Genomic DNA, 13,895 nt, shown 5'->3' on the forward strand with positions numbered 1-13,895 from the left:
AATAACAACTTAATAAACATCAAATAAGAGAATTACATAATACTCTTCTATAAATTGAATAGGATGATTGTTTAGAAGATAATTAATAAAGTGAATAATAGAATAGATATATGATTGATACTTGGTTTAATAAAGATTTAGAAAAAATATATGCCGATAACTCTATAACAGTTTTTATTGATGAATCTAAGGAAGCTGAATTCTTATTAAATACAATTGACAAACAAGTAACCATCTTTGAAGTTAATACAGATCTGGAAGAATTAAAGGTCAAATATGATATTGAGAAAGCAGGTGAAACAAACAAAAAGTACTTACTCTATACACACCGATCTAAGGATCAATTAAAGTTTATTAGAGAATACTGTGAAACCAATGGCAGTATAGAAATTAGGTACTTACAGAATTATGTCAAAGACAAAGTTCATAAACAACTTAATTTGAACTTAAACCTTGACAAAGATGAATTAATATCTGCTGCAAAAGTAAGTGTGGGAAAAGATCAAACCTATTGGATGGATCTAAGTCACAAAGGTTCTTCCGAGATTTTTGATCTTGAAAAAGAATTACTTCCCTTCTTAGATAATCCAAAGAGTCATCTCGTTAAATATGATACGAAAACTCAGGAAATATTCTTTAGAAGAATTAACGAGCTCATTGAACAAACCTATATAAAAAAACCACCAACAACTTTAGCGAATGAAGTTGTAAATTACCTTCTAGAAGGATTGGCAAACAATAACCCTAATAAGGTGTTGTTAGATGTTTACAAAAACTGGTTAGATAGCAACTCCTATCAAAAATCATTCTATGGATATCTCAAAAAATACAAACTAAGAGAGAAGTCGGACATCTTTGAAATTCATTCTTCGCATCCGTTTATAGCTATTGACGAACTATGGTTAAAAAAATTAGGAGAAAACATAACTAACAAAAGCTTTATATCTGATTTCATCCCAAAGATTAACCAACGAATCTCCGATGGTGTGGTGAAAAATTTAGATATTAAGTTTTGGACTCCAATCAAAGTACTATTAGAATTCGATGAGAAAAACATCAACCAGTTAGCTACATTAGATGAATGTATATCATTCTACACAAATCATTTTTATAAACTAGATAATGCTATTCGAAAACTCTACGCTGAGTTTTTAAACAAAAAGGACTTATTAGAACCCTTACAGGGCTATTATAAAAACATAGTAACACTCTTCTTAGATAAATGGTTTAGATATATTGAAGAATATGCTCCCAATCAATTAGGGACAATCCAAAATATACTAGATGAAAATACTGAAAAAACAGCCATCATTGTAGGGGATGGTATCTCTTTTGAATTCTCTAAAGACATTACAGTAAGAATTTCTAATGAATTTAAATTAGAAAAAGAACCACAATATATGTTTGCAGGACTTCCTTCGGAAACTGAGCATAATATGAGTCAACTCTACGTACAATCTGGGAAGATAATGTCTAAGAAAGCAGATAGAGAAGTCTACTTAAAGAATTCTAATTCTGATAAGGAAATAGGTTTTATAGATCTTGATACTGTAAATGAGCAAACAGATAATGAACACTATTTAATTTGTAGTCATAAAGACCCTGACAAATTAGGAGAGACATATCAGCAAAAAGCTTTAGTTTACTTTGATAAAGTGGCAGATCTATATGCTCTTAAAATAGAACAACTACTTAGAAATGGATATCGTAATGTTTACTTAGTAACAGATCACGGGTTTGTGCTTACAGGTATTTTAGAAAACTCAGATAAAATTGAAGTAGATTTTACTGGAAAGGTAAAAAAGAGTGAAAGATATATAAGAAGTGCTGAAAAGCAGTCTATTAATATAGATTTACTTCACGAAGAAGAATTGAAATACCATACTAATAACTATTGTTATTTTGCCAAAAGATTAGGACCTTTTAAGACCCCTGGAGTTTATGGTTTTAGTCACGGAGGACTTTCTCCACAGGAAACCATTATTCCCTTCTTAAAGTGGTCTAAAACGCATCAAGATGAAGATTCATTAGGTGTTTCAATAGCAAACAAAGCAAATCTCGCCGAAATAACTGGAGATCTATTTTCAATTCACTTAATGGCTGAATCGAACACGAAAAATTTATTTACTTCAGAAAGAAAAATCATACTTATGATGTTTGCTGAAGGTACTAAAATCAATGAAAGTGAAGTTCTATTAATTGAGCGAGATAAAGTTCTAAAAAGGGAATACAGTTTTGGTGCTCACTCCACCATACAAATTAAGCTTATTGATGCTTTAACCAAAGAACAATTAGGTAAGGTAACTATTAATCAAAACAAAGCCAGAGATCTTGGTGGACTACTGTAATAAAAAAAGACAATGATTGTACTTGATGACTTAGACAATAAATTACTAGAACACTTTAGAGGTTTTGTAGTCAAAAAAGACTTGGTTAGATCTCTAAAAGTTGGGGCAAATGTTCCCGTTTTTGTATTAGAGTATTTAATTGCTAATTCTTGTTCTACGGATAATGAAGAGAAAATAAAACAGGGAATGGAGAATGTTAAAAGTATTCTCTCAAAACATTATGTAAATCCGGAAGAAAGCAATCTTATTCAATCTCGAATAAGAGAGAAAGGGACCTATAAAATCATTGATAAAATATCAGTAAAGTTAGACACTAAAAAAGATGTCTATTGGGCACAATTACAAAACAGCAATATTAAAGATGGAGTAATTACCGATTCTATGGTAAGTGCACACGATAAAATGCTAATGGGTGGTATTTGGGCAATTATAGACGTTGAATACGACGCTTATAGTAAGGAAGGAGCTACTTTACACCCTTTCTTAATTAGAGACATTAAACCCATTCAATTGTCATCATTTGACAATTCAAAGCTAATTTCAAAAAGAAAAGAGTTTAGTAAAGACGAATGGCTAAATCTATTATTAAGGAGTTGTGGTTATGAACCCGAGTCTGAAGGTATGACAGACCGAGTTAAAATGTTGTTGCTATCGAGACTATTACCTATGGTAGAAGCTAATTTTAATTTTGTAGAACTAGGACCTAGATCTACAGGTAAATCTTTTGTTTTTAAAGAATTAACGCCTTATGCGGTACTCATTTCAGGTGGGCAAGGTACCATTGCAAAATTATTTGTTCACGGCTCTACGGGCAAGGTTGGTGCAGTAGGACAATGGGATGCAATCTGTTTTGATGAAGCAACTGACAAGATATTTAAAGAACGTGATGCAGTTCCCTTAATGAAAGACTACATGGAATCTGGATCTTTTTCCAGAGCTGGGTCGGGAGGAGAAATAACAGGTGTAGCATCAATCATTCTAAATGGAAATATTAATCAGCCCGTTGAAACTGTTCTACAAACAAGTCACTTATTCAGTGCTCTATCTGACGAAGTTAATAATGATACAGCCTTTTTGGATAGAATACACTTCTATCTTCCAGGATGGGAAATGATTAAGTTTTCACCAAGTAACTTCACCAACAATTTTGGATTTAGTACAGATTTCTTTTCGGAATGTTTAAAGTCCTTTAGAAAACAAACATATACAGATACTTTAGAAGATTATTTCACATTAGGCTCACATCTAAAGCAAAGAGACACTAAACCTGTAAAAAAAACTGTCTCGGGATTTATTAAGTTAATGCATCCAGACGGGAATTTCACCAAGGCTGACGTTAAAGAGTATTTGGTAATTGCTTTAGAAATGCGCAGAAGAGTAAAAGAGCAACTGAAACGGATTGGTGGAATGGAATTTTGGGACACCAACTTTTCATATATTGATAAAGAAACTCAAGATGAATATTATGTTGGCTTACCGGAAGAAAAAGGATCTCATTTAATAGAAAGCACACCCTTACAACCTGGAGTTTGTTATACTAGTACTAGTGATGGGGATAATATGGCACTTGTTAGAATTGAAGTTGTAACCACTGCAGGTTCTGGAAAAATAAATATTACTGGTGTTAGCAACAATCAAGTGAAAGAGAATATTAAAAACACTGTCCACTATATCAAAGCAAATGAAAAGACTATTTTAAATGACCAGCACTCTTTAAAGAATTTCGACATCTCTGTTCAAGTCACTACTCTATTAGGATCAAATATATCCTCTGGTATTGGGTCTGCCGTTTATATTTCAATTATATCATCTATTTACAAAAAGAATCTTAAGTCAGGATTAGCCGTATTAGGCAATTTATCAGTTGGAGGAGCAGTCGAAAGAGCAATTAATTTTGCAGATAAGATTACGATGCTTTCCGAAAACGGAGCTAAGACTGTTATAGTGCCAATGGACAACTTGACCGAGCTAGCTAATGTTCCTGCTTCAGTTCTAGGGAACACAGATGTCCCTTTCTATTCAAATAATCAAATGTTAATGCAAAAAGGTATACTTACAGATTGATAATAACATAGTATATCAACTATAATCTTTGACTAAAGAATTTAAATATTGAAAAAAAGCGGAAATGTGACTAAAATTAAAATTGATGACTATTTATCCGAACAAAAACCTCAACTTCAATCGATGCTTGACAAGCATCGAAGAGTTTTAATAGCCTCAAATCCTGGATCGGGAAAGACAGAGTTCTTTAAGAACATTTGTGAGGATATTCATTCTGGAAAAATAGAGGGGAGAATTGTTTTTATTGCGCCCTACATTATAATCCAAAGGCAGTTCAAGCAAGACTTAAAAAAAAAAGGTGTTAAAATAGATCTTGAACTAAATCACCTAACCACTATAAAAAAATTGAGTTCAAAAGACAAGATAATAACTTCCACTTATCAAAGTCTTGGTTTTATTATTGATGATTTAGATGACAAAGATATTATTGTAGTAGATGAAGCTCATACACTTCTTACCAATTATAATAAAGGATTCGGACAACGAGATTTTTATTTTTCAACAGTTCAAAACCTCTACCACTCTTGTTCTAAGTTGGTACTGTTAACTGGTACTCCTTACTCTTCGTTATTGGATATTTTGGATTTACATCTAATTGAAGTTGAAAAAGTAAATGAGAAACAGGCAGAGATAAGAATAAACTATTCTTGGGAGTCTAAAGAAAAAATAGTAAAGGTGTTTGCCGAAGAAACAATTTCAAACAACGGTGTCAATTCACTGAATATCATTTATAGAAAGAACGTAAAAGATTGTATCAATCTAGCTGAGATGTTGAATAAAATGGGCTATAAAGCTGAATCAATAACATCTTATCATAAGGATTCAGAAACCTATAATAGTATTGCTGAAAAAGAAACCATACCTAATACTGTCCAATTCTTAGTCACAACAAATGTCATAAGCACAGGTACCAATATAAAAAATTCTAATGTAGGATCTGCTTTGGTATTAGATGAATCCAATCCCAATGAAATCAAACAGTTTTCTAAAAGGTTTAGAAATAAACTAGATATTGCCGTCGATGTAGTTAATAGACCAATTGATAGAGCGCCTTCTCTATTAAAACTAAATGAAGTAGATGCACAACGAAAGTATTTAAATGATTCTCTTTCATTTTTTAAGCAAGCCAACATTAACACAACCTACCACTGGAGCCATAATGAAGGTTATCTAGCCGACTCAGAATTAGAATCAACCACTCCTAAGGACTCTATTAATAGACTTCTTAAACACTATGTGATGCGAGAAAGCTATATAAATGACGAAGAGGTTAAGGACATTTTTAGTGCGGATGACCTAGCAAGTCTATTAAATGAATATTCTGATATATCAGCCTCTGTTGAAACCACCTACAATCATTTACCAGACACTAACATTAAAAAAGACGACAATTATAATTCAAAAAAGCAAGAACTTATTGGTCATTTTGAAAAAAATGTTGAATCATATATATCTACATTACTTCTTAGCCCATCTCTTGACTACTACTCTAAAAAGAAAGTAACAAACATACTCAAACATGTTGTTTTTAAACCTGTTAGCTATTCACAAGAGATTACAGACAATATAGAAGATCCTATATTCAGAAAAGAAATCATTCCTGAATTAGTTTCGAATAGAGAACATTTTAAAACTACTCTAGATTTTCTTAAATATTTAAAAACACAAAATTCAAAGACTAAAAATCTAACCATACTGGCTTTAGAATTTAATGACTTCTTTAGCAACTATTTTGAAGTTAAAAAAGTGAAGGACGTTAAAGACAACTTTTTTAAATATAAATCTAACCTAATTCTAAAAGATGCAGTAAAGCTTAATGACCTGAGTCTTGAAAATCAATTAATACTAAAGTTGATCGAGCTAACTTTTGAATATTGTAAAAACAAAGAAGATGTCCAAATAAGTGAGTTGACGGACTATTTAGAAAGAAATAAAGAAATCAAAAAGCTAGTAATAAAAATTGACAGCTTAGAAATCACTCCTTCACATTACATCAAAATAATTGGAGGATCTGTTAAAATTCAAACTCAATCTCTAGCTAAAGCTTTAGTCCAAGCTATATTTTATATCAAAGTCAAGCGTAAGGGCAGTAAGAAAGTTACCAAAATTATATTTAGTGACAGCATACCTGAAGGGTTCACGAACGAATCTATCGAAGATGGAAATCAGCAATATTTATACAATAAGCATTCTAAGACAGATATATTGTTAGGCGGTGTTGACTCTGTGAATTTAAAATTTTTAAACTCTTATGAGTTAATATTAGATGGGCTTATATAGCATCTATGAAAAAATGGACTTTTTCATTATTTCAATGTATACGTATATAATAAACCTAGTTGATTGTGTCCACATTTTAACTTAGCTCCATCTAAAATACACAAAATAGCTATTTATAATAATACTAATTACAGTTAGCTAACTGTAATTTACATATAAACCCTACTATAAGGATGAGTGTGTACATGAGAAAAACTTATTATAGGTTTTTCTCAATGTACTTCTAGCACTCAATCTATCATTATTTCAAAATGATAATAGTAGTATGCCTTATCCTTTATGATAAACACAGTCTTTAGTTCAAGAGTAACTTTGATTGCTTCAACTTTCACTATCTGCCCCTTAGTTAAAGTCCCCACAGGATGGGATACAGAGGCCTTGAAAGGGCAAAAAAGCTGTTTCAGTAGATTGTTCCAAGTAACAACATACAACCACTCAGAAGAGCTATATTTCAGCTGTTCTGCTAAATCATTTTTTTTCATATGTTTTCAGAAATGTTCGAGATAGCTATTTTATATTAGAAACCAATTCTCACTTTGATTTTGCATTGAATCACTAAGTCCATTCACAAATTCAAATGCATTGACATTCCTTTCCAAATTTGAGTCAATATATGACGACTTATTTGCCCCTGTCATAAGATTATAAAAATTCCATAGGTTAATACTCTTCTCAATATCCTTAGAGAAATTTGGGTCGGAATGATAGTCACGGACCATTGCTCCTATTTGATTATCATTCACGGATAATGCCAACTTGCCTACTTTTTCTTCTGGAGAAAGATGCTGGTACATTTTCATTTTTCCGATGGTCTGAGCGAACTGTTGTTCATTCAAATAATGTTTACTCATACGTTCCATGTTCCCCAAAAACCTTTCCCTATCAAAAGACTGTATTAGTTCATTTATACGATCCTTTAATTCTGCTATGCTGCTAACTCTAATATCAGCCTTCAATCCATCAGTACTAATACATAAATTAGTACAAACAAGGTTCTTGAAACCTATAAACACCTTAAACTTTTCTATATTTCGCTTTGAATACAAATTCTCTTGATTAAGAGATCTTACTCCTCCAATTGTTAAGGACAATGAATTGTTGTTTACACTTTCGGTCAAACTAGGTATCTCAATTATAAATGCACAGCGCTGATAGTAAATGGTTTTTTCTTCTGGCATTAACTCCTTCACTGCCTTCCCAATTGCACTTGGTACTCTACCCCTGATAACATGAGAAATCCTAATGTTTGGTTCCAGGATTCTTACATCTGAAAAGTTGGCTTGAACAACTTCCTTTGTTGCATCGATAAATTGTGAATGAGCTATTGTACTCTCATTATCGCTGTACACAGGAATGATACAATCTCTTTTAAGATGAGACAATGATACTTCCTGAGTATTTGCCTCTATAAAGCTTCCTTTCGAAGTAGTTATATGCTCTTCAGATATTATCTGATTTTCTATGTTACTTACTGCTATCAATTCCATTTTCTTGATTTTTAGTTTGTTAAATTATTTGATTATTCGGAATAACTTGAGATTGAATTCGCTCTAGTTGTTCCTTCTTTTTGAGAATTAGAGGTTTAATTCGTTCTTGTAAATCTGGATACTTCGAGTATACGTGTCTAAGTCCTTCCATTGTCTCACAGGCATTAATCTCCAGTTGAATTTCTTCTCCTACCAACCCAATTCCCTCCTCACACCATTGCATTATCTTTTTACCAGTTGAAGCGTTGATTATAAACTCTGGTTTATCAATAAAGAGTCCTGTTCGATCCTTAGATGCTTTTACTTGGTGAGCAATGTCCACGTCAAATACAATAGTAAACTCATAGTCTAAATCATTCCGCTGAATAGCCTTTAATCCTACCTTTTCAGGCACCATTTTTCCATTCTTTTGATTTAACACATAGTCTTGTTTTACACGCATCGTCGAAATGATATGTGAATTAGACTGGAGTATCTTATTAACAAAAGCATTCTGTCTAGGTGTGATCTTACCCCAATTAGTAAAACTATTGCCTGGCATATTACTGTGTAGGTCTAATAGGTAATCCCAACAATGTGAGATACTGTCAATAATTATTACTTCCATCCCTGCTTTTTCGCAAAGAATAATAGCTTCAATGAATCTTTCAGGCGAATAAGGGGGTTTCATTGTCACAACATTGTAGTTCCCTAAATGAGCATATAAGTCAGCTGAACCATTTTCAGTATCTATTATAGCTGTTTTGGTGAATTCTCCACCGATTAAGCCCTTTGCTAAGAGCAATGCTGAGTATGTTTTACCACTGCCAGCACTTCCCTGCAGGGCTAATTTTATTTTTGCTTTTTTCCTTTCGGATTTTCTTAATTCCATTATAGCTGTTTTAAGTATTAATAAATAAAAAAGGACCTATACATAAATGCATAGGTCCTATTCGAGGTTGAATCAAAAGTGATTATTAAATCACTAAATCATCATCAATAAGTTGTTTCTTTGCCTGAAATAAACCTGCAAAGTCATTTGTGCTAGCCCTGTTGGCATTACTTAGATGAGACATTCTAATTTGAGGACTACCTTCCCCGTCAAAACTCAAGTTACACAGGTAAGACTTATCAACCTCAACTCCATGTATGTAGTTAGACGCATAGCACATTGCAGTACGTTCCACTTCTTCACCATCTGGCAAGTCAAATCTTAGCGTAACAATTTTATAGTCTTTATCATTACTATTAGTCAAGGTATTCTCTCCTATTTTCAAGAGAGTAGCATTAAAAAGAAACTCTGATTCACCAGAGATATCATTAGTAATTTCACGATACTCAGTCATAATTATTTATATTTTAGTTATGAGATAAGACACCCCTATCTCCCAAAATATAAAAAGGGTAGGGGTGAAGTTGAGTTTATCTAGCGTGCGGAAAAAAAATAAAAAAAATTAAATTGAAAAGTAACTATATGTTCCTTCATCACCCGCTAGTACTCCTTGAGTAATCTCATAAGATATTGGATAGCCTTCTAGCCCATATTCTAATAGAATACTAAATTCTGTAATTTCTGCTTCTTTTCTTTCAATAACATTATTAGCTAAAAATTCAATATTCTCTCTATACACCCCATCCACTTCTTTAGGCAGTAATATTCTATGTTTATCCCAAAGAAAATAAAACGGATTAACCTGTTCATCTAGAGTAATATTATAGGTATGTGAAGCCCCTCCAGAAGGAGTTTCATCAATAGTTAAGCTCATAACAATGTTATTACTATTATATTCATAACTAATAATACGACTTGATTGTCCTCCTGAATTAAACAGCTTTTTTTCTACAATTAAGTCATTAGCATATGTAAACTCTACATCGCCAAAACTACCGCTCCTTATTGCCATAAGTTTATTGTCCTGATATTCATAGTCATAATATGAACTTGCATTAGATATATCCCAATTGAAATTATTAAAATCATTTGAATTCTGAGAGAATCTATAAACTCTCGAAATAAGTCCATTTGAGTTATATACAAACTGCATCCTTCCAGGGAATGCGCTACTTGACCAAGCTTTCACAATCCTGTCTCCTTCATAACTTAACTTTAGGACAACCCCACCATTAGATTCATTTAAATATTTCACTTCTGTCGGGAGACCTATTGTAACAGAGTTATCATTAGATGAACACCCAATGAATAATAAGATTAAAAAAGTAAGTTTAATTGGTTTTAAAAATTTCATTTATTTTATTTTAGTAGTTAATAATAGTTATTATAATAAAAAGAGGCTATTAGCACCTCTGTCTAAAAAGTAGAACAAGTTAGTTCTATATAAAAGAGCAACCTATAAGGTTTCTCCACAAAATTCATAAATCACCTTCATCCGAAAAACTATAATACCCACTTTTAGTTATTATTATGTGATCAATAAGTTGAAGGTCTAAATATTCAGCTGCCTTTTTAATTTTCTTAGTTAATATTTTATCCTGAGAACTGTATTGTATGTTTCCCGAAGGATGATTATGAGCCACTATTATGGAAGAAGCGTTTGATTTTAAAGCAGCAGTTAAAAGTAATTTCATATCTACTACTGTTCCAGCCACACCACCTTTTGACATATGATAAATCCCAAGTACATTATTAGCTCTGTTTAAAAACAGTGCTTTAAACTCCTCTTGTAATTGAATGGTATTTACATTCCAATTATCTAAAAGAAGGTTATATGCTGTTTGGCTATTAGATATTTTTACAGTGCTATCTATTTCATTGGAATAGATAAGTTGTATTTCATTTATTGTATTCATTATTTATATTGTATTAAGATGAAAAGTTTAAGATTTGAAGAAATGCCAAGGGCGGTCGAAGAAATATTAGAAAAGCTTATTGTTATTGAGCAAAGACTGAATGATATTAAGAATCATTTTCAGCCAATAAAGCCTATAGAGTTAATGACACGAAAAGAAGTAGCATTATTCTTTAAAGTAGATATCTCTACAGTTCACAATTGGACTAAAAAAGGAAAACTCCAATCGTATGGGATTGGAGCTAGAGTTTATTATAAGAGAAAAGAAGTAGAAAATGTATTAATTAAATTATTTTAATTTTAACTTTATCATTTCCTCACTTACTCGCTTCTGAACAACCTTACCATAACTAGCTTGAGTAATCTTCATACTACTATGTCCTAAGAGCTCTGAAACTATCTCCATAGGAACATCATTATACAAAAGAACAGTTGAAGCAAATGTCTTTCTAGCCATATGGTGAGTTAGGTTCTTTTTTATCCCAACGAAATCAGCAATCTCTTTTAAATAGCTATTGAACCTCTGATTAGATATGTTATTAAAAATATATTCAGAATGGTCCTTGTCATATCTATATAGTATTAATAGAGCCTGAGGCAACAGAGGTACTTTATAAGTCTTCCCTGTTTTACTACGCCTAATACTTAACCAAAGGTTGTCATCAAACTCTTTAATGATATCTGATTTTTTCAGACTAGCCATTTCTTTATATGCTAATCCAGTATAACAACAGAAAACAAACAAGTCCCTAATCATACCAATTCTATCAATTCGGAATTGATACCTTTCCAATCTTCTAAGCTCTTCTTCAGAAAGAAAGATTATCTCTTTTCTTACTGTCTTATAGCTAAATAATAAGAATGGATCTCGATTTAAATATTCCTCTGCTATCGCGAACTTCAACACCTTCTTAAACCTTTGAATAGCCTTGTTTAAGGTGCTCTGCGCAAGCTTTTTCTCTGTTTTAAGATAGTATTCATATTCGCCTAGAAAATTGCTTTTAAGAGCCTTTAACAGGATGTCTTTTGTTTTGAATTTATGCATAATAAAGTCTTGCAAGTGTTTGCCAGATTCCAGATACTTCTGATAAGTAACTAATTTAATATCTATTCCGATTAGCCTTTTAATTCTATCGCTATGGAGGTTATACACTTCCATCACGCATAGCTCATCTTTTGGAGCTTCTCCCTTGTATTGATTATAGATGTCAAGCACATTAAATGAAGTCCCTTTAACTTGTAAAAATAAAAAAGCCTGATTCAAATTTTGATTGATCAGGCTTAATTGGCTGTTTAGATATTCACTTTGGTCACTTGGTTTGACTCGCTGTTTTTTCCCATCCCAATAGTCAGGGTTTATAAATAAACCTGTAGAGAACTCTTTCCTCTTTTTTAAGAAGGTTATACGGCATCTGAGCGCACATTTGTTGGATTGGTTCATTCGATTGCGTGCAAGCACAAACAATACATTGATAGTACTTGTATTCATTATTTTATATTTTTTTTGGTTAGTAAATGGACATGCACACCTTGTAGAAAAGATGCACACCTAATTGCACACCTTTCAGATGTAAAAAACGTATCAATGTTGCCTTTTGAAGATGAATCACCCTAAAACAAAAAAAGCCCATCCATTTGGATAAGCTCTTCATCGGTTTACTACATAAACCCTCCGCCACATTTAAGACGGACAACACAACGCGTTTGCGTTCCCTTGCAGAAGGGAACCTCCTCATATAACCTGAGAAGTATTTCAAAATATCCCCACTTTCGTGGGGACGTTGGCGGTCTGGACGAGACTCGAACTCGCGACCCCCTGCGTGACAGGCAGGTATTCTAACCAACTGAACTACCAGACCGTGCTACTATTTTAAAGACTTTATTAGCATGTCTTTGCTTATATTGCTACAAGCGAGTGCAAATATACACCCTCTATTCAATCTGACAAACATTTTTCGAAAAAAAATTTCACTTTTTATCCAAACTTCTGACGTTCCACTAAATAGGTAGTCAAAATTTTATTGAAACTCTCATTAATATTCGTCGGAACGTACTTAATACGGTATTGCGCGCACTTCAACTCTAAATCTGTAAAGTAGGTTTGTACCGCCGTTTCGTATTGCTCCTTTATGGTATCTGCATATAAATTTACAAACTCACCCGTCTCAACATCTATAAAACGCTTGGGGCGATTCGTAAAATCAAACTGCAACTCCTTTTCTTTATCAAACGTATGAAATAACACTACTTCGTGTTTGTTGTATTTTAAATGCTGTAAGGCTTCAAATAACTTTTCTGCTTCCGCATCACTTTCAAACATATCGGTAAACAAAAACACCAACGACCTTCGCTTCAGTTTTTCTGCTATTAAATGCAAATGACTGTAGGTTTTGGTCTGTACTTGTGTTTTTGATGCTACAACGGCATTATTAAGTTGCGCCAAAAGCATTTGATGATGGCGCTCACTCCCTTTTTCCGAAGAATAGAACTCATACGTATCACTATAAATACTCATCCCCACCGCATCGCGCTGACGCTTTAGCAAGTTCATAATCGCAGCACTTGCCAATACCGAGAAACCAATCTTATTTAACGAATTAATCCCTTGCTCTTTGAGTGCAGGATAATGCATCGAACTACTGTTATCAATAATTAAATGGCAACGTAAATTGGTTTCTTCTTCGTAGCGCTTGGTATAGAGCTTATCCGTTTTAGCAAAAAGCTTCCAGTCAATATGCTTGGTGCTTTCACCATTATTATAGGTTTTATGCTCCGCAAATTCCGCAGAAAAACCGTGAAACGGACTCTTATGAAGTCCAGAAATAAACCCCTCTACCACTTGCGTAGCGAGCAACTCCAGGTGTTTAAACCCAACAATTTCGTTTATTTCTTTGTCTATATTCATTAGGTTATCTTCCTTGTATCGTGAT

12 protein-coding genes and 1 tRNA gene are annotated in these 13,895 nt (G+C 32.9%); 4 read left to right on the forward strand and 9 right to left on the reverse strand.

The features are described 5' to 3' along the window. The first annotated feature begins 110 nt into the window (after positions 1 to 110). The 3 genes from BLQ00_RS02325 to BLQ00_RS02335 all read left to right on the forward strand — a co-directional run bounded on the left by BLQ00_RS02325 (position 111) and on the right by BLQ00_RS02335 (position 6,692). Complete coding sequence (locus BLQ00_RS02325) at positions 111 to 2,348, forward strand: PglZ domain-containing protein (protein ID WP_093139961.1); 2,238 nt, start codon at positions 111 to 113, stop codon at positions 2,346 to 2,348. Positions 2,349 to 2,360: 12 nt separating this feature from the next. Beyond that, positions 2,361 to 4,412, forward strand: coding sequence for a protease Lon-related BREX system protein BrxL (brxL, locus tag BLQ00_RS02330; protein WP_093139964.1), 2,052 nt, complete (start codon positions 2,361 to 2,363; stop codon positions 4,410 to 4,412). A gap of 66 nt (positions 4,413 to 4,478) precedes the next feature. After that, entirely contained in the window at positions 4,479 to 6,692 is a 2,214-nt protein-coding gene (locus BLQ00_RS02335) for a DEAD/DEAH box helicase family protein (protein WP_217629418.1), read from the forward strand. Between the two features lie 230 nt (positions 6,693 to 6,922). On the opposite strand, the gene BLQ00_RS02340 is transcribed toward BLQ00_RS02335, so the two are convergent. The 6 genes from BLQ00_RS02340 to BLQ00_RS02365 form a co-directional block, all read right to left on the reverse strand. After that, complete coding sequence (locus BLQ00_RS02340; protein ID WP_175445400.1) at positions 6,923 to 7,174, reverse strand: hypothetical protein; 252 nt, start codon at positions 7,172 to 7,174, stop codon at positions 6,923 to 6,925. Positions 7,175 to 7,204: 30 nt separating this feature from the next. Next, positions 7,205 to 8,179: a DUF3871 family protein gene (locus tag BLQ00_RS02345; RefSeq protein ID WP_093139971.1), complete on the reverse strand. Its 975-nt coding sequence runs from the start codon at positions 8,177 to 8,179 to the stop codon at positions 7,205 to 7,207. Between the two features lie 19 nt (positions 8,180 to 8,198). Then, complete coding sequence (locus BLQ00_RS02350; RefSeq protein ID WP_093139974.1) at positions 8,199 to 9,050, reverse strand: AAA family ATPase; 852 nt, start codon at positions 9,048 to 9,050, stop codon at positions 8,199 to 8,201. 85 nt (positions 9,051 to 9,135) lie between these two features. Then, a complete protein-coding gene (locus BLQ00_RS02355) occupies positions 9,136 to 9,504 on the reverse strand; it encodes a hypothetical protein (RefSeq protein ID WP_093139977.1) in 369 nt (122 codons plus the stop codon). A gap of 108 nt (positions 9,505 to 9,612) precedes the next feature. After that, positions 9,613 to 10,404 (reverse strand): hypothetical protein, encoded by a 792-nt coding sequence (locus BLQ00_RS02360; RefSeq protein WP_093139980.1) that lies wholly within the window; start codon positions 10,402 to 10,404, stop codon positions 9,613 to 9,615. Positions 10,405 to 10,528: 124 nt separating this feature from the next. Then, complete coding sequence (locus BLQ00_RS02365; RefSeq protein ID WP_093139983.1) at positions 10,529 to 10,966, reverse strand: JAB domain-containing protein; 438 nt, start codon at positions 10,964 to 10,966, stop codon at positions 10,529 to 10,531. Between the two features lie 18 nt (positions 10,967 to 10,984). Between BLQ00_RS02365 and BLQ00_RS02370 the strand changes: the two genes are divergently transcribed. Beyond that, the gene (locus BLQ00_RS02370) at positions 10,985 to 11,263 is read left to right on the forward strand and encodes a helix-turn-helix domain-containing protein (RefSeq protein ID WP_093139986.1); all 279 of its coding nucleotides are present in this window, start codon (positions 10,985 to 10,987) and stop codon (positions 11,261 to 11,263) included. Here BLQ00_RS02370 and BLQ00_RS02375 read toward each other — a convergent pair. The 3 genes from BLQ00_RS02375 to BLQ00_RS02385 all read right to left on the reverse strand — a co-directional run bounded on the left by BLQ00_RS02375 (position 11,255) and on the right by BLQ00_RS02385 (position 13,870). Continuing rightward, positions 11,255 to 12,454 (reverse strand): site-specific integrase, encoded by a 1,200-nt coding sequence (locus BLQ00_RS02375; RefSeq protein ID WP_093139989.1) that lies wholly within the window; start codon positions 12,452 to 12,454, stop codon positions 11,255 to 11,257. The genes BLQ00_RS02370 and BLQ00_RS02375 overlap by 9 nt on opposite strands. 293 nt (positions 12,455 to 12,747) lie before the next feature. Beyond that, positions 12,748 to 12,824 (reverse strand) — tRNA-Asp (locus tag BLQ00_RS02380). A gap of 116 nt (positions 12,825 to 12,940) precedes the next feature. Beyond that, positions 12,941 to 13,870, reverse strand: a complete 930-nt coding sequence (locus tag BLQ00_RS02385; RefSeq protein WP_093141871.1) for a DUF58 domain-containing protein — start codon at positions 13,868 to 13,870, stop codon at positions 12,941 to 12,943. Positions 13,871 to 13,895: the final 25 nt, after the last annotated feature.

The organism is Ulvibacter litoralis, from assembly GCF_900102055.1.
GTDB classification, from domain to species: Bacteria; Bacteroidota; Bacteroidia; order Flavobacteriales; family Flavobacteriaceae; genus Ulvibacter; species Ulvibacter litoralis.

Excerpts from the sequence above, each read along its gene's own strand:
- BLQ00_RS02325 (WP_093139961.1), top strand. The coding sequence starts at position 111 with ATGATTGATACTTGGTTTAATAAAGATTTAGAAAAAATATATGCCGAT.
- brxL (WP_093139964.1), top strand. The coding sequence starts at position 2,361 with ATGATTGTACTTGATGACTTAGACAATAAATTACTAGAACACTTTAGA.
- BLQ00_RS02365 (WP_093139983.1), bottom strand. The coding sequence starts at position 10,966 with ATGAATACAATAAATGAAATACAACTTATCTATTCCAATGAAATAGAT.
- BLQ00_RS02360 (WP_093139980.1), bottom strand. The coding sequence starts at position 10,404 with ATGAAATTTTTAAAACCAATTAAACTTACTTTTTTAATCTTATTATTC.
- BLQ00_RS02355 (WP_093139977.1), bottom strand. The coding sequence starts at position 9,504 with ATGACTGAGTATCGTGAAATTACTAATGATATCTCTGGTGAATCAGAG.
- BLQ00_RS02340 (WP_175445400.1), bottom strand. The coding sequence starts at position 7,174 with ATGAAAAAAAATGATTTAGCAGAACAGCTGAAATATAGCTCTTCTGAG.
- BLQ00_RS02375 (WP_093139989.1), bottom strand. The coding sequence starts at position 12,454 with ATGAATACAAGTACTATCAATGTATTGTTTGTGCTTGCACGCAATCGA.
- BLQ00_RS02385 (WP_093141871.1), bottom strand. The coding sequence starts at position 13,870 with ATGAATATAGACAAAGAAATAAACGAAATTGTTGGGTTTAAACACCTG.
- BLQ00_RS02345 (WP_093139971.1), bottom strand. The coding sequence starts at position 8,179 with ATGGAATTGATAGCAGTAAGTAACATAGAAAATCAGATAATATCTGAA.
- BLQ00_RS02370 (WP_093139986.1), top strand. The coding sequence starts at position 10,985 with ATGAAAAGTTTAAGATTTGAAGAAATGCCAAGGGCGGTCGAAGAAATA.
- BLQ00_RS02350 (WP_093139974.1), bottom strand. The coding sequence starts at position 9,050 with ATGGAATTAAGAAAATCCGAAAGGAAAAAAGCAAAAATAAAATTAGCC.